The 15,940-nt window shown below is 73.5% G+C and carries 15 protein-coding genes; 8 read left to right on the top strand and 7 right to left on the bottom strand.

What is annotated here, in order from left to right; genetic code table 11:
* From AB0H81_RS00005 to AB0H81_RS00025, 5 genes are all read right to left on the bottom strand, one after another.
* Positions 1–1,245 (bottom strand): RecQ family ATP-dependent DNA helicase (locus tag AB0H81_RS00005; protein WP_358366879.1); only part of this gene is annotated, 1,245 nt, incomplete at its 3' end.
* A 40-nt stretch (positions 1,246–1,285) separates the two neighbouring features.
* Entirely contained in the window at positions 1,286–2,404 is a 1,119-nt protein-coding gene (locus AB0H81_RS00010) for an NlpC/P60 family protein (protein WP_358366882.1), read from the bottom strand.
* On the bottom strand, positions 2,404–2,703 hold the full coding sequence (locus AB0H81_RS00015; RefSeq protein WP_358366885.1) for a hypothetical protein: 300 nt from the start codon (positions 2,701–2,703) through the stop codon (positions 2,404–2,406). Before AB0H81_RS00015 ends, AB0H81_RS00010 begins: the two co-directional genes overlap by 1 nt.
* A gap of 113 nt (positions 2,704–2,816) precedes the next feature.
* Entirely contained in the window at positions 2,817–3,143 is a 327-nt protein-coding gene (locus AB0H81_RS00020; protein WP_358366887.1) for a MerR family transcriptional regulator, read from the bottom strand.
* A gap of 58 nt (positions 3,144–3,201) precedes the next feature.
* Positions 3,202–3,651, bottom strand: a complete 450-nt coding sequence (locus AB0H81_RS00025) for an Hsp20/alpha crystallin family protein (RefSeq protein WP_358366890.1) — start codon at positions 3,649–3,651, stop codon at positions 3,202–3,204.
* 213 nt (positions 3,652–3,864) lie between these two features.
* Between AB0H81_RS00025 and AB0H81_RS00030 the strand changes: the two genes are divergently transcribed.
* The 7 genes from AB0H81_RS00030 to AB0H81_RS00060 all read left to right on the top strand — a co-directional run bounded on the left by AB0H81_RS00030 (position 3,865) and on the right by AB0H81_RS00060 (position 14,001).
* Positions 3,865–6,111, top strand: coding sequence for a prolyl oligopeptidase family serine peptidase (locus AB0H81_RS00030; protein WP_358366893.1), 2,247 nt, complete (start codon positions 3,865–3,867; stop codon positions 6,109–6,111).
* 141 nt (positions 6,112–6,252) lie between these two features.
* On the top strand, positions 6,253–6,744 hold the full coding sequence (locus AB0H81_RS00035) for a hypothetical protein (RefSeq protein ID WP_358366896.1): 492 nt from the start codon (positions 6,253–6,255) through the stop codon (positions 6,742–6,744).
* Positions 6,744–8,201 carry a hypothetical protein gene (locus AB0H81_RS00040; RefSeq protein WP_358366898.1) on the top strand — a complete coding sequence of 486 codons (1,458 nt, stop codon included), beginning with the start codon at positions 6,744–6,746 and terminating at the stop codon, positions 8,199–8,201. Before AB0H81_RS00035 ends, AB0H81_RS00040 begins: the two co-directional genes overlap by 1 nt.
* Entirely contained in the window at positions 8,198–9,532 is a 1,335-nt protein-coding gene (locus tag AB0H81_RS00045; protein ID WP_358366899.1) for a VWA domain-containing protein, read from the top strand. The genes AB0H81_RS00040 and AB0H81_RS00045 overlap by 4 nt, the downstream gene beginning before the upstream one ends.
* 14 nt (positions 9,533–9,546) lie before the next feature.
* On the top strand, positions 9,547–10,662 hold the full coding sequence (locus AB0H81_RS00050; protein ID WP_253770229.1) for an AAA family ATPase: 1,116 nt from the start codon (positions 9,547–9,549) through the stop codon (positions 10,660–10,662).
* Entirely contained in the window at positions 10,659–13,475 is a 2,817-nt protein-coding gene (locus tag AB0H81_RS00055; RefSeq protein ID WP_358366902.1) for a hypothetical protein, read from the top strand. Before AB0H81_RS00050 ends, AB0H81_RS00055 begins: the two co-directional genes overlap by 4 nt.
* 31 nt (positions 13,476–13,506) lie before the next feature.
* Entirely contained in the window at positions 13,507–14,001 is a 495-nt protein-coding gene (locus tag AB0H81_RS00060; protein WP_358366905.1) for an MSMEG_6728 family protein, read from the top strand.
* Here AB0H81_RS00060 and AB0H81_RS00065 read toward each other — a convergent pair.
* A complete protein-coding gene (locus AB0H81_RS00065; protein WP_358366908.1) occupies positions 13,941–14,639 on the bottom strand; it encodes a helix-turn-helix domain-containing protein in 699 nt (232 codons plus the stop codon). The two genes, AB0H81_RS00060 and AB0H81_RS00065, sit on opposite strands and share 61 nt — an antisense overlap.
* Before the next feature lie 50 nt (positions 14,640–14,689).
* Here AB0H81_RS00065 and AB0H81_RS00070 point away from each other — a divergent pair, with 50 nt between their 5' ends.
* On the top strand, positions 14,690–15,211 hold the full coding sequence (locus AB0H81_RS00070; RefSeq protein ID WP_358366911.1) for a VOC family protein: 522 nt from the start codon (positions 14,690–14,692) through the stop codon (positions 15,209–15,211).
* Here AB0H81_RS00070 and AB0H81_RS00075 read toward each other — a convergent pair.
* Positions 15,204–15,911, bottom strand: coding sequence for a hypothetical protein (locus tag AB0H81_RS00075; protein WP_358366914.1), 708 nt, complete (start codon positions 15,909–15,911; stop codon positions 15,204–15,206). The two genes, AB0H81_RS00070 and AB0H81_RS00075, sit on opposite strands and share 8 nt — an antisense overlap.
* Between the last annotated feature and the right edge of the window lie 29 nt (positions 15,912–15,940).

Below are 15,940 nucleotides of genomic sequence, written 5' to 3' on the forward strand. Positions count from 1 at the left end.
GCGGCGCGTGCCCAGCCGCACGGCTCCGCTGCGTTGCAGCAGGTCGAGCAGCGTGGTCAGACGCCGCGCCGACAGCCCGGTACGCTCGCGCAGCGCCTTCCGCTCGACGCCGGCGCTCCGCTCGCCCTCCGCGACCGCCCGGGCGACGCGTTCCAGGCTGTCGGTGTCGGGGAGGGCACCGGTGAAGTACCGCTGGAGCGCCAGGTCCTCGGACCGGTAGAACAGCAGCGCCTCGGCCGGGTCGCCGTCCCTGCCCGCGCGGCCGATCTCCTGGTAGTAGGAGTCCAGCGAGCCCGGGATCTCGCTGTGGAAGACGTACCGGACGTCCGGCTTGTCGATTCCCATCCCGAACGCGCTGGTCGCGACCACGACGTCCAGCTCGCCGGCCATGAACCTGCCGTGCGCCGCGTCGCGCTCGCCCCGCCGCAGCCCCGCGTGGTACGCCTCCGCGCGCAATCCCGCCTCCGCCAGCCGCCCGGCCAGCTCGGCGGTCCGCCGGCGCGTCGCCGTGTAGACGATGCCCGGCGCCGGCTGCTCCAGCACCGCCGCGACGAGCGCGTCGGCGGGGTCGGACAGCTCCCGGCGTACCGACAGCGTGATGTTGGGCCGGTCGAACCCGCGCACGATCTGGAGCGGGTCGCGCATGCCGAGCCGCTCGACGATCTCCTCGCGTACCGGAGGGGCGGCCGTGGCGGTGAGCGCCGCGATCACCGGGCGGCCGATCGCCTCGGCGGCCGAGCCGAGCCGCAGGTAGTCGGGCCGGAAGTCGTGTCCCCAGGCCGACACGCAGTGGGCCTCGTCGACGACCATGAGGGAGATGCGCGCCTCGGCCAGCTCGCGCACCACGTCGGGGCGGGCGAGTTGCTCGGGCGCGCAGAACAGGAACTCGGTCTCGCCCGCGCGCAGCGCCTCGAACGTGGCCGCCCGCCTGCCCGCCGGCGTGCTCGCGTCCACGCTGGTCGCCTTCTCGTCGTGCCGTTGCCGGCGCAGCGCCTCCACCTGGTCGCGCTGGAGGGCGATCAGCGGCGACACGATCAGGGTCGGGCCGGGCAGCACCAGCGCGGGCACCTGGTAGATCGCCGACTTGCCGCTGCCGGTGGGCATGACGACCAGCGTGTCGCGGCCCTCGGCCAGCGAGGTCATGGCGTCGAGCTGGCCGGGCCGGAGCTCGTTCAGGCCGAGCAGGCGGCGGGCCGCGCGCTCGCACCTGTCCCGCACGCCGCCGTTGGAGGTACGCGTTGACATGGCCGGGCCCCTACCCCGGTGGGCAGGGGTATGCCGGGCGTCAGGTGAAGCGGCGGTACGAGATGACGCCTATGCTCGCGTTGCTGGCGACCGACGACTGCTTGACCACGTCACCGGGCTTCGGGGCGTGGATCATCTGGCCGTCGCCGATGTAGATGCCGATGTGAGTGGCCGGCTGTCCGAAGAAGACGAGGTCGCCGGGTTGCGGGGGGCCCGTGACGGCGTGGCCGCTGACCCGGTAGGACTCGGCGGTGGCGTCGCCGACCTTGATGCCGGCCTGGTTCATGGCGTAGTAGACCAGGCCGCTGCAGTCGAACGCCGACGGACCGTTGGCGCCCCAGATGTACGGCTTGCCGAGGTGCTGCCGCGCGGCGTTGACGATGTCGGCCCCGGTGCCGCTGCCCGTCACGACGGGCACGGGTGTCGCGGCGCCGCCCGAGAAGGACGTGGCGCCGCCGCCGGTCGCGCCGTGGGCCACGCCCGAGTAGCCGCCGGGCCCCGCGCCTCCGCCTGCCCCGCCGTCGTAGCCGGCCAGCGAGGTGGTGCCGAACTTGGGCACCGGGGTGGGCTGCCAGCCGGAGGTGCCGAACGCGTCGTCACTCGCCTGCTTGATGCCCTTGAACGACACCGTCTTGGCCTTGATCTTGTCCCTGATGGCCTTCTCGGCGTCGTCGACGGCCTTGTCGGCGCTCGCGAGATGCGTCTCGGCCTCGCCGACGGCCTGTCTGACCACCGGGGCGATGGCCTTGTCGAAGTCCGCCTGGGTCGCGTCGGGGTTCGTCTGCTTGAACGAACGGACCTGGGCCAGCACGCCCTCGCAGATCCCGCTGACCTTGGAGCGGGCCGTCTCCAGCGCGTCGGCGACGTAGTCGAGGCTTCCCGCGCACCCGGTGAGGGTGTCGTGGAAGGCGTCGCCCGCGACCTGGTAGTTGCGCATGTACTTGACGAACTCGTCGGCGGAGTCGCCCTGCCAGCCGGCGTTGATGTTCTTGACGGCGGTGCCGAGCTTGCCGGTGCCGGTGCTGACCTTGCCCGCCGCGCCGCGCCAGCGCTTGGCGACCTCGCGGATGCCGCTGGGGTCACCGGTGACCTTCTCCAGGATGCCTGCCAGGGTGGAGCCGCCGCCGGGCAGCCCGTCGACGCTCTCGGTCGCGCCCATCAGACGGCCGCCACGTCGCTGGCCTTGCCCGCCTTGCGGGTGTTGCTCCGCACCTCTTCGAGGCCCGACTCGACGCCGGAGAGCCGGCGGTGGGCGTACTCCAGGTCCTCGCTGGCGATCTGCTCGACGCTGTCGAGCAGGCCCGCGAGGGACGAGGCCCCGTCGAGCTTGCCGAACATCAGGGAGTCGGCCGTCGCGGCCGGATAGCCGCCCGCCGCCGCGCTGTAGTCCTTGACCAGCTCACGCGCGACTGTCTGACCGTTGTCGAGCGCTTGGTACTGGAGATCGAGACCCGCCATCTACACCGCCCACCGGATCGCCATGACGCCCCTATGACCACATCCGCCACGGATGCGATCATTATGCGCGTCCGTCACTTTACTCGAACCACCTGAACGCGCACCCGAAGATCTCAGGACTCCTGCGGCTCGCCCAGCTCGGCCAGGCGGTCGTGGGCGGCCTTGAGCTGATGGCGCAGGTCGGCGAGCTCGCGTTCGAGCTGGAGGATGTGACGGATCGCGTTGAGCGTCATGCCCTGGTCGGCCATCCGGGTGACGTGCCGGACGGTCAGGATGTCGTGCTGGGAGTAACGGCGCTGGCCGCCGGAGGAGCGACTGGGCGTCACCACGTCGTGCTGGTCCAGACGCCGCAGGTAGGCCTGCTGAACCTGGAGCATGTCGGCGACCTGGCCCAGGGAGTAGAGGGGGGCGTGCTCGTCATGGAAGGGCAGGTCGGTCATCGGGCCTCCTCAGGGCGGGTGGGGGGCGGTGAGCGGGACCGCCCCCCGCTCCGCCGAGTCAGGCTCTGATGGCCCTGGTCTCACCGCTCTCGTCGCCGACGCGGATCTCGACCTTGCGCGGCCTGGCCTTCTCGACGACCGGGATGCGGACGGTGAGAACGCCGTTGGCGTACCCGGCGTCGATCTGGTCGGTGTCGAGGTGCTCGGGCAGGAAGACGCGGCGCGTGAAGGTGCCCATGGGGCGCTCGCGGACGAAGACCCGCTCCTGGTCGCCGAGGTCCTCCTCGCGACGCGCGCCGACGGTCAGCACACCGTGGTCGACGGTGACCTCGATGCTGTCCGGGTCGATGCCGGGCAGGTCGAAACGGAGGAGCACGTCGTCCTGGCGGCGCAGTCCGTCCATCGCCATGAGGGCGCCGCCTCCGCTGTTGGAGAGAGCCTGCTGGGCGACCCGGTTGAACTGGCGCTCGAGCTCCTGCACGAAGGGGTCGATCGAGGTCAACAGCATTTCCGAACCTCCTGGGTGAGGAAACCTGTAACTTCGCTTGTAGGTTAACTCCTCTCCAGCTCCTATGCAAGTGGCGTCGCGACTATCTGATATGGTGATCATCACTGATATGGCCGCTCCCGTCGCAGCACGGGGCGGCCACGCTGCTTTTCGGATGTCCGCCGCGTGCGCCGGGGCCCGCTCCCGCCGCCACGCGCTACCCGAAGGAGCAGCATGTCCGGCCCCTCCCTGCCCCGCCAGCTCGCCCGCACCCGGCGGTTCACGCTCGGCACGCCGGGCAAGGTCACCGTCTCGCCCGACGGCGGCACCGTGGTCTTCCTGCGCAGCCGCGCCGGCGACGATCCGGTGAGCTGCCTGTGGGCGCTCGACGTGGCCACCGGCCGCGAGCGCCTCCTCGCCGACCCCCGCGCACTGCTCGTGGGCGCGGGTGAGGAGCTCAGCCCCGAGGAACTGACCCGCAGGCAGCGCGCCGGCGAGCTGTCCTCCGGCATCGTGGCGTACGCCGCCGACGCGGCCTGCGAGCTGCTGGCCTTCACGCTGTCCGGCCGGTTGTGGACGGTCCGGGTCGGCGACGGCGAGGTACGGCCGGTCGCCGCGGCCGAGCCGGTCCTCGACCCGCGCCCGGACCCGGCGGGCCACCGCGTCGCGTACGTGAGCGGCGGCGCGCTCCGCGTGGTCACCCTCAAGGACGCGGTCCCCCTGGAGGGCCCGGTCCGGCTGGAGGGCGCGGGCCCGCTGGAAGGTGGCGTGGACCGGGCGGTGGCCGTGCCGGACGGGCCCGAGCTCACTTTCGGGCTCGCCGAGCACGTCGCGAGCGAGTCCATGGGCCGTCACCGCGGCTACTGGTGGTCGCCCGACGGCGCGCGGCTGCTCGTCGCCCGGGTGGACACCTCGCCGGTGCGGCGCCGGCACATGGCCGACCCCGCCGACCCGTCCCGGCCGGCGGTCAGCTTCCCCTACCCGTCGGCCGGCACGGCCAACGCCGAGGTCAGCCTGTGGATCGCGGACGCCGTGGGCGGGGCCGCGCTCATCCCGGTCGCCTGGGACGCCAAGGAGTTCGAGTACCTGACCGACGCCGGCTGGGACGACGCCGGGCCGTACGCGTCCGTGCAGAGCCGCGACCAGCGGCACGTCCAGGTGCTCGGCCTCGACCCGGACACCGGGGCCACCGAGGTGCTGGCCGAGCAGCGCGACGCCGCCTGGGTGGAGCTCCTCCCCGGCCTGCCCGCCCGGGACTCGGCCGGGGTGCTGTTCACCGGCGGCGACATCGACGGCACGCGCCACCTGCTGGCCGACGGCGTGCCCGTGAGCCCGCCCGGCCTCCAGCTCCTCGGGGTGCTCGCCGTGGACGGCCGCACCGTGCTGTTCGCGGCGACGGACGAGCCGACGCGCACCGACGTGTGGTCGTACCACCCGGACACCGGCGCCCACCCCCTCACCGCCGGCCCGGGCACCGGCGCGAACCTCCAGGCCGGCCCGGGCACCGGCGCGAACCTCCAGACCGCAGGCCCGGGTACCGGAGCCGGTCTCCTGAGCGCCGAGCCGGGTGTCCACAGCGCGGTGCGCGGGGGCGGCACCACCGTGCTCTTCTCCCGCACCCTCGACCGCCCCGGCACCCGGGTCACCGTCCACACCGCGTCCGGAGGCGGTGACCCCGTGGAGGTCGTCTCGCACGCGCAGCGCCCCGTGCTGGAGCCCCGGGCCGAACTGCTCACGCTCGGCCCGCGCGAGCTGCGCGCGGCCCTGTTCCTGCCCTCCTGGCACCGGCCCGGCGACGCCCCGCTGCCCGTCCTCATGGACCCGTACGGCGGCCCGGCCCTGCGGAAGGTGACCGCCGAGCGGGCGTGGTGGACGTACGTGTCGCAGTGGTTCGCCGAGCAGGGCTTCGGGGTGCTCGCGATCGACGGCCGGGGCACCCCCGGGCGCGGACCGGCCTGGGAGCGGGAGATCCACCTCGACCTCGCCGGTCCGGTGCTCGACGACCAGGTGGAGGGGCTGCGCGAGGCGGCGGCCCGCCGGCCCGAGCTGGACCTGTCGCGGGTGGCGATCCGGGGCTGGTCGTTCGGCGGGTACCTGGCCGCTCTGGGGGTGCTGCGCCGGCCCGACGTCTTCCACGCCGCCGTCGCGGGCGCCCCCGTCACCGACCAGCGGCTGTACGACACCCACTGGCGCGAGCGCCACCTCGGTCACCCGGACGAGCACCCCGAGGCGTACGACCGCTGCTCCCCCGTCCTGGAGGCCGCGTCGCTCACCCGGCCGCTGCTGCTGATCCACGGCCTGGCCGACGACAACGTGACCCCGGCCCACACGCTGCGGATGTCGGCGGCCCTGCTCGCGGCCGGCAGGCCGCACGAGGTGCTGCCACTGCCGGGCACGACCCACCTGCCCGCCGAGGAGTCCGTGGCGGAGAACCTGCTGCTGCACCAGCTCGGGTTCCTGCGCCGCGCCCTGCCCTCCTGACGCCCCGATCCGGTGATCTTGTTCGCACCCGGATTGTCGGCGGGGTCCGGTACATTCACGGATCATCGAATCGGCCGTTCGCGTAGTGCCGCAGCACCATCAGGCGTCCGCGAGCCGTACGGGCTGGGAGGTCGAAGGTTCGTGAGCGCGGACATGGCCGCGTGGGAGCAGCGCAGCGTGGTGCCGGTGGTGCCGCCTGCCCGGCCGCGCAAGCTGGCCAAGGTGCCGTTCGTCGAGCTGGCCGACGGGCGCCTGCAGGGCGTCGTGTCGAGCGGCTCCGACATCGAGCGGGTGTACGTCTCGTCGATCGCCGCCGGCACCCACGCCTTCAGTTGCAGCACCAACAACAACCGTCCCTGCGGCGGCCTGTACAGCACGCCGTGCAAGCACCTGCAGGCGCTCGTCGCCGAGGCCGTCATCCAGTACGGCCTGGACCGGGTGGCCGGCTACCTGCGCGTCGAGGTCGGCGACGACGGCGACCTGATCCGCGCCCTGGACGGCGGGGTGGAGCGCACGCAGGCGTCGATGGTGTTCAGCCGGTTCCTGCGCCACCTGGCCTACCTGGAGCTGCCGGGCACGGGTCAGGCCGTGGCGGAGCTGCACTGGTTCCCGGCGACGGGAGCGGGTGCCTGATGCTGGGAGTGCAGATCGCCGCGCTGCTCGACGGCGACGTCCCCGGGGCCGGGCAGGCCCTGGAGCTGGTGGCGGGGTTCGACGAGGCGCTGGCGGGCGGGTTCGCCCGGCTCGGCGAGGAGCGGGCCGGGGCCCTCGCGGCACTGGCCGGTGCCGTGGCCGGCACGCCCCTGGGCGACCGGGCGGCCGAGGCGGCGGCCAAGGTCGCCGCGGGGTCGGTCGGCGAGGAGCACCTGGCGGCGCTGGCCGGGGCCCGCACCGCGCTGCTCGGCGCGGTCCACGACGGCCTGCTCGACCGGCTCGACTCCGCGCTCGGCCGGGACCGCGAGCCCTGGCCCGCCACCCTTCCCGCCGGCGCGGAGGACGGACCGGACGTGCCGGGAGGGCCCGGCACGGAGGACAGGCCCGGCGGGCCGGACGGCGTGCCCGCCAACCTGCTCGCCGCCTGCCGGTCCTGGCTGCACGAGCTGGCCATCACGGGCTGGCGCGGCGTCGGCCACGACCTCGTCTCCGCTTCGAGCCAGACGATCGAGGCGCTGCTCGCCGAACCGGGTGCGCGCCGGCTCGCGGTGCTGCTCGACGGTCTGGCGGCCGAGCTGGCCGCCTCCGATCCGATCGGCCTGATGGCGAGCCTGCCCGCCCGCCGCTGGGGCGACCTCTGGGCGCGGGCCGTGCTGCTCGCCCAGCCCGGCGGCCTGGCCGGGAGCCACGGGGCGGTCCCCGTGTCCGGGCGGCTGCTGGTCCTCGGCGTGGACGTCCACGAGCACGGCACCGCCGTCCAGGTCCAGGTCCACGGCGTGCTGGAGCCCACGGGCGGCGAGCCGAAACGGCTGGTGCGCGCGAGCGTCGGCGCCATGAAGGTGGACACCATCACCGGCCCCACCGTGTGGCGGCTGCTGAAAGGCCACCCGGTGCTCCTGGCCGCGCTGGCCGAGCACCGCGCCCTCGACCTCACCGGCATGCCGCTGCTGCCCGGCGGCGACCTCGTCTGGCACGACGACCGGGCCCGCCCCGGCGAGCCGGCCGACCCGTTCGCCGTGGCCCGCGTCCAGCTCGCCGGCACGCTCGCCGCGCCGGCGCCGCCCCTCGACCGGCATCCCGTGCGGATCGCCGAGCCGGTCCTGGTGGAGGGCTACACGGTCGACGGCGACGGCACGCTCGGCCTCGACGGTCAGACGCTCGCCCTCGACATGGACCGGCTGCCGTCCTGCGGCCCGCTGACGCCCCAGCTCGTCGCGGCGTCCAGCGCCTGTGTGGGCCTGGTCCGCTGGGACGGCGGCCGGTGGGCCCTCCAGCCGCTGGCGGTGCAGGCGACGGTCAAGCGCAAGCCGGTCGAGGCCGGCAACGGCGACTGGGCGCTCGGCCCCACCGACCCCAAGGCGGTCAAGGCCGAGGCGAGGACCGGCGACGTCGTGGCGCTGCTCCAGGAGCGGGCGGGACGGCTGCTGCGGCGATGAGCGAAGCCCCCACTCCCGCGAGCGCTGCCGACGCCAACCGGCGGCAGCTCCTCTACTGGCGGCTGCTGTCCCGCGTCTTCGAGGCCGACGAGCAGCCCACCCTCGAGAACGGCAGCATGGCCGTCGTCGGCGACCTGGGCCTGCCAGCCGCCCTGCTCGACCCGTCCGTCTCGGTCGACAACGTCGTCCAGCGCTTCCCCGGCCTGGCCGCCGAGTTCGACGGCCTGATGGTGCCCGAGGGCCTGCCCGAGTCGGAGGAGATCGGCGCCGACGAGGTGCGCCGGGCCGCGCTCGTGTCGAAGCTCCTGCTCAACGTGTTCGCCACCGGCTCGGGCTCCGTCTCCGCGGGCGACCTGGCCCGCTGGCAGCAGGACGCCGGCTGGTTCGAGCGCGCCCTCGGCCACGACCCCGGCGGCCTTCGCGGCCACCCTGCCGGACACGAGCTGGGCGGGGTCCTGGCCGGTCTCGAAGGCGATCTGGTCAACCGGATGCGCCTGCGCGAGGTGCTGGCCGACCCCACGCTGGCCCGGCAGCTCACCCCGAGCATGTCGCTGATCGAGCAGCTCCTGCGCGACAAGGCCAACCTGTCGGGCATCGCGCTGGCCAACGCCAAGGCGCTGATCCGCCGGTTCGTCGACGAGGTCGCCCAGGTCCTGCGTACCCAAGTCGAGCAGACCAGCGTCGGCAAGATCGACCGGTCGGTGCCGCCCAAGCGGGTGTTCCGCAACCTCGACCTCGACCGGACGATCTGGAAGAACCTCACCAACTGGAGCCCCGAGGACCAGCGGCTGTACGTCGACCGCCTCTTCTACCGGCACACCGCCCGCAAGAACACGCCCTCGCGGCTGATCGTGGTGGTCGACCAGTCGGGCTCCATGGTCGACTCGATGGTCAACTGCACCATCCTCGCGTCGATCTTCGCCGGGCTGCCGAAGGTGGACGTCCACCTCATCGCGTACGACACCCGGGCGATCGACCTGACGCCGTGGGTCAGCGACCCGTTCGAGGTGCTGCTACGTACCAAGCTCGGCGGCGGCAACGACGGGCCGGTCGCGATGGCGATGGCCCGGCCGAAGATCGCCGAGCCGCGCAACACCGTGATGGTGTGGATCTCCGACTTCTACGAGTTCGACCGGTCGCAGCCGCTGCTCGACGGGATCCAGGCCGTGCACCGCTCAGGGGTGCGCTTCATCCCCGTCGGGTCCGTCAACAGCTCCGGCCAGCAGAGCGTCAACCCGTGGTTCCGTCAGAAGTTCAAGGACCTCGGCACCCCGGTGATCTCCGGCCACATCCGCAAACTCGTGTTCGAGCTCAAGAGCTTCCTCACCTAGGAGAGTCCCCGCACATGACCGACGAGATGCTGCGTGCCCCCGCCGAGGTGAAGTACGCCGACGAGCTGGACTGGCTGGAGTCCGTGGACGACGGGCCCAAGCCGTTCTCGTGGCGGCTGAGCCCGCGCATGGTCCGGCTGTTCGTGCTCGGGTCCGAGCGCTCCGACGGGCTCGACCGCGAGATCAAGCAGAAGTGGTTCGGCGACCGGAGCTTCGTCGAGCGGGCCATCGTGACGCTCGCCTCCGACCGGGGCCTGCTGCTGATCGGTGACCCGGGCACCGGCAAGAGCTGGCTGGCCGAGCTGCTGTCCGCCGCGATCTCCCGCAACTCGACGCTGGTCGTCCAGGGCACGGCCGGCACCACCGAGGACCACATCAAGTACTCGTGGAACGTCTCCATGGTGATCGCCAAGGGGCAGTCGCGCGAGTCGATGATCCCCTCGCCGATCATGACGGCGATGGAGCAGGGCGTGATCGGCCGTTTCGAGGAGCTGACCCGCTCCACCAGCGACGTCCAGGACGCGCTCATCTCGATCCTGTCCGAGAAGTACGTGTCGATCCCCGAGCTCGACGACGACAACGTGGTCTTCGCCAAGCCCGGCTTCTCCATCATCGCGACCGCCAACAGCCGCGACCGGGGCGTCAACGACCTGTCGTCCGCGCTGAAGCGCCGGTTCAACTTCGTCCGGATCCCGGTGGTGACGAACAAGAAGAGCGAGGCGGAGATCGTCCGTTTCCGCACCACCGAGCTGCTGCGCCGCCACCGGATCGAGCTGGACGTGCCGCCCACGCTGCTCGACATCCTGCTGCAGAGCTTCGCCGACCTGCGGGCGGCGTCCGAGTCGGCCTCCAGCGACGACGAGCGGCTGGAGTCGGCGCTGTCCACGGCCGAGCAGATCGGCGTGCTGGAGGACGCGATCCTGCACAGCCACTTCTTCGGCGACCGGACGCTGCGCGCGCAGACCCTCGCCGGCTCGCTGGTCGGCTCGCTGGCCCGCCGCAGCCCGGAGGACCTCGCCATCCTCAACAAGTACTGGCACGGCGTCGTCGAGCCCCGCAGCAAGAAGGACGGCGGGCAGTGGCCGGACTTCCTCGAAGGCGGCCGCCAGGCGATCGCCACCCTGTCATGAGCTCGCCCGGGACCGTCGAGGGCCCGTTCGGAGCCCTGCGCGAGCAGCTGCTGAACGCCGCCGCGGCCTTCGCCGGCGCCCCGGCCTCCCTGTCGGAGATCCTCGCGGGCCTGGTGGACGACGTCGACCGGGCGCTGCGCGAGCAGCTCGAGATCTTCCCGGTGTGCCACCATTCGCCCGCCTCGGCGCTGGCGATGGCGCGCCGGCTGCGAGAGAAGCGGCCCGAGGTCGTCTACCTGGAGCTGTGCGAGGACCTGCGCCCGCTGCTGGACGAGCTGAGCAACTGCCGCCTGCCGGTGGCGTTGCAGGCGTTCGCGACGGAGCTCGACGGCTTCCCCGCCGGGGCAGGGCCGCTCAGCGTGGTGGCGCCCATCACGGAGGCGTCGGCCGAGTACCAGGTCATCGCGTACGCGCTGCGGACGCCCGGCGTCGAGCTGGTCCTCGTGGACCGCTCGGCCGACCACGTCTTCCAGTGGCTGGACAAGGACAAGGACAAGGACGAGAGCAGGGAGGACGCCCCGGCACCCGACCCGGAGCACGGTGAGGACGCGGCGCTGCACGGCGACGCCGTCGGCATCGAGATCGGCGACCTGCGCCCCCGCTTCGCCGAGCTGGAGGCCCACCTGCTGCACCACGGCAAGGTGCGCCACTGGTCCGAGTGGTGGGACCAGTACGTGGAGCGGCCCCTCCTCGACGCCGACCACGACACCTACCGGCAGGTGATGGTGCTGATCGGCAGCCTGTTCCGGCGGCTGGCCCCCGAGCGGGGCGAGCGGCTCGCGAGCGACGAGGAACGCGAGCGCCACATGTGGACGCGCATCCGCGAGCACCTGTCCACCTCGGGCGCCGACCCGGCGCGCTGCATGTACGTGTGCGGCGCCTTCCACGCGGCCAGCCGCGTCGAGGAGTTCGGGCTCGCGGGCTCCGACACCTACACCGTCACGCCGCGCACGGGCACGCGCTGGCTGTACGGGCTCATCCCGTCCAGCCACTCGGCCATCGAGGCCCAGTTCGGCCTGGCCTCCGGCTCGGTGTCGATCGCGGCGGCGACCTGGGCCAAGGCCGTCTCGCGTGGCGGCGTCAAGACGTACAAGCTGGAGGGGCAGCAGACCAAGGCGAAGCCGAAGAAGGCGGCGGAGCCGGAGGCCGCGGCGCCGGGACCGGTGGCGGACCGGCTCAGCGGGTTCCTGTCCAGGCCGTCCGAGCCGGGCGGCCTCGACGAGGAGGAGCTGCTCGGCTGGTGCGTCGACCTCGTCCGGCTGGCCCGCCGCAACGGCTACCTGGCCAGCACCGCCGACGCCATCGCCGTGTACGAGACGTCGATCCTGCTCGCGGGCATGCGTGACCGCGCCCGGCCGACGCCGTACGACTTCCAGGACGCGGCCGTCACCTGCATCGAGAAGGACGTGGTGCCCGGCCGTCGCGACGTCCGGCACCTGTGCGAGATCCTGCTCGGCGGCGACCGGATCGGCCAGGTGGGCTACGCGTCGATGCCGCCGCTGGCCCGCGACGTCTACGACCGGCTGGAGCCCCTCGGGCTCGACCTGCACAAGCGCACGGTCCAGCGGGCGCTGATGAACCTGAACGCCGACCCTGACCTCGCGCCCTGCTCGCACCTGCTGTGGATGCTGCGCTACCTGCTGCCGGACGGCGCGGTGCGCCCCATCATGGGCACGCGGCGGCTCGGCGAGCGGTCGATCCAGGAGAGCTGGGACCTGTCCCTCGGGCAGCACCAGCGTTCGCTCATCGAGCTCGGCTACGAGGGCGTCACCGTCGAGCAGGTGCTGGAGCGGCGCCTGCGCCGGGCGGTCCGGGACCCGCAGGCCACGGCCGCGACCGCGTTGGAGGCGGTCGAGGACTCGATCGTGTTCCTCGGCAGTCGGCGCTTCACCGACGAGCTGGGCGCGCGGGCGGTCGAGCTGCTGTCGGCGGAGCGCACCGTGGACGACGCGCCCGAGGTGCTGCGCCGCATGCGCCGCCTGCTCGCCCACTTCCGGGCGGCCGAGCCGGAGCTGCCGGCCTGGTGCGAGGCGTTCGTCACGACGGGCTACGCCCACTACTGCACGCTGCTGCCCACCGCGTTCGTGGCCGAGGACACCGGGGTCCGGCAGGTGGGGGCCATGCTGGGCTTCCTGTTCTCGATGGAGGGGCTGGCGCTGTCGCTCGGCTGCGACCGGGCCCAGCTCGAGCTGGCCGTCCAGCAGTCGCACCCGCAGGCGCCCGCCAAGGTGGCGCTGCTGTGGGGAGCGCAGTCGCAGCTCGGGCTGCTGCCGCTCGCGGCGCTGCGGGAGCGGTGCGACGGGCTGCTCGCCAACCCGCTCGTGGTGCCGTCGTTCCCGCTCTACATCAGCGGGTTCGTGCAGGCGCTGGAGTCGGTGCCGTCGCTCACGCCGTTCGTGGTGGAGCTGATCTCCAAGGCGTTCGGCCGGCTGCCGGACGCGGTGCTGCTGCCGTGGCTGCCCAAGCTGATCACGACGCTGCGGGAGCAGGCGCGGGAGCTCGTCCCGGTGCTGGTCCGGGAGGCGGGCCGGACGTTCCCGGCCGGGCTGGCGGAGCTGGACGCATGGGTGCCGCCGTGGGAGCGGCGCGCGGCCTCGCCCGCGGCGGACGGCCCCGTGGTCGCGGCGGGCGGGCCGGTGGCGGAGCTGCTGCGCGCCCACCCGGACACGTGCGACGCCGTGGCCGGGCTCCTCGGCTGCGCGGGCGGCTGGCAGGCGGACGAGCCGCCCGCGTACGCGGAGGCCGTCGCGCTCCTGGCCCGTCACCCGGAGACGGCGCTCGCGGTGGCCGGTCTGGTGGCGCCCACGGGGTAGGTACGCGGGGAGAAGGAAGGAGGGCTGAGCAGTGCAGACATTCCTCCCATATCCCGACTTCGCGCGCTGTGCCGAGGTGCTGGACCTCCGGCGCCTCGGCAAGCAGCGGGTGGAGGCGTTGCAGATCCTGCGCGCCCTCACCGTCCCCGGGTACGGCTGGCGGCACCACCCGGCGGTGCGCATGTGGGCCGGCTACGAGGAGGCCCTGGCCCGGTACGGCCTGGAGGTGTGCGGCCGGTGGTGCGAGACCGGCCGCCAGGACACTTGCGCCGGCACGATCAGCCGCGAGGTGGCCGAGCACTGCGGCCACCGCACCGTACGCGCCCAGCCGGACCTGGCGGCGCAGGGCGAGCTGCCGCCGTGGCTCGGCGACGCGGGCCTGCACCTCAGCCACCGTTCGGCCCTGCTGCGCAAGGACCCGGCCTTCTACGCGCCGCTCTTCGGGGCCGAGCCGGACGACCTGCCCTACGTCTGGCCGCCGTCCGACCGGCCGCCGTCATGCCTGCCGGGCAGCGCGTTCGCCTGATCCGGGCACGTGGGGGCGAGCAGGCGGGTGAGCGTGGTGACGAGCCAGCGCTCGTAGCCGTCCGCGTCCCAGCCGATCATCTTCCTGGCCAGCAGGTACGTCTCGGCGTGGACGAGGACCGTCGTGGTGTCGGTCAGCCAGCCGAGATCGAGGCCGGGCGGCAGGAGGCCGTCGTCGTCCATCCGGGACCAGAACGCGCGGATGTTCTCACGGGTCGCCTCCCGGGCGGCCTGCGCGGCGGTGGCCAGGTCCGGCTCGACGGCGCCGGCCTCCAGGGCGACGGCCAGGATGTCACCGGCCCGCTCCATCATCCGGCGCCCGCCCGTGGCCAGCGCCTCGATCCGCTCGGCGGCGGTGGGAGCGTTGAGCGCGAGCGTGAACCACGGCCGCCCGCGCACGTCGACCGGCTCGGTGTCGCCCGCGAACGCGACGTCCACGGCCCGCTTGAGCAGCGCGGCCTTGGTGCCGAAGCGGACGTACAGCGTGCGGTGCCCGACTCCGGCGCGCTCGGCGACCGCGGTCAGCGTCGTGCCGGCGTAGCCGCGCTCCAGGAACAGCTCCACGGCGGCACCCAGGATCCTGCTCTCGGTCTCGGCGACACGGGCGGCGCGCAGGTCGCGCTTGACGGGGTCCGACATAGGTTGCAGTATAACTGCAAGAATGCAGTGCGACTGCAAGGAGGGTGGCCATGACGGACGCTCCACGGCTCGACGGGATCCACCACGTCAAACTCCCCGTCAGGGATCTGGAACGTTCCCTGGAGTGGTACTGCACCCGGCTGGGCTACGAGGTGGAGATCTCGTTCCGCGAGCAGGGGATCCTCATGGGCCTCGCCCTCCGGCACCCGAACGGCGGGCCCGGGCTGGCCCTGCGCCTCGACCCGGCGAGGGTCGAGGCCGCCGCGGGGTTCGACTACTTCGCCATCGGCGTGCCCGGCAAGGAGGACCTCGACGACCTCGCCGAGCGGCTCGTCGCGCTGGGCGAGACCCACGCCGGCGTCCACTTCGCCACGATCGGCTGGATCCTCCCCGAGCTCCACGACCCGGACGGGCACGAGGTGCGCTTCTACACGACACGCCACCACACGGAGCCGGGCCCGGACGGGCTCACGGTGGACGACGCCCGCGAGACGGCCGAGCGCCGCGAACGCGAGCTCACGGTGGACGATGCCCGCCAGGCGGCCGATCGCCGCGAACACGAGCTCACCTGACGCGCCCCGCCCGGGATCCCCGGTAGGCGCCCCGGCGCAGGCGCGCCAGCCACCCGGCCGGGCGCAGGGCCGGGTGGCTGTTGAGCACGGGGTCGAAGGTGACGTCCTCGTCGGGCAGCGGGGTGTGCACCCGGAGCGTCGCCACCCGTACCGGCCGCCGGCCCGCGGGCGCGGCGAGCAGGCGGAACACCAGCGGGCCCCGCTCCAGCGCCCGCCGCAACGCGCCGATCCGCGCGGGCACGCCGCCGGCCCCCTTGTCCCGAACCGGGTCGTCCGGGTCCGGGCCGTCCCGCTCCGGGTACGCGAAGATCCGGACCGGCATCGACCCGTGCCGGTACGAGGCCAGGCTGGAGTACGGCCCGGCGCTGAAGTCCCCACGGGGACCCGGCAGCCACGGCAGTCCCGGGACGCACGTGGACAGCAGCAGGTCCACGTGACCACCGGCATGGGGAGGGCCCCCGCCCGGCAGTCGCAGGGCCAGCCCCAGCACGTCGGGCAGCGGCCCGGGCAGCGACCCGCCCCTGGACAGACGGGCCACCACCTCGTACGAGCCAGTGTCCGCGAGCGCCGGCAGCCCCGGAGCCGGGCCCCTCTCCACCACGAGCGTGGCGGCGACGGTCAGGCCGTCGCGGTGCAGGGCCCGGCCCCGGCGCAGCGCGGCGACCAGGCGGGCGACGACGGAGGCGGCACTTTCCGACACAGATCCGGACGACATGCCGCCCCTCTGCC

It is taken from the genome of Nonomuraea sp. NPDC050691, from assembly GCF_040654455.1.
GTDB lineage: Bacteria > Actinomycetota > Actinomycetes > Streptosporangiales > Streptosporangiaceae > Nonomuraea.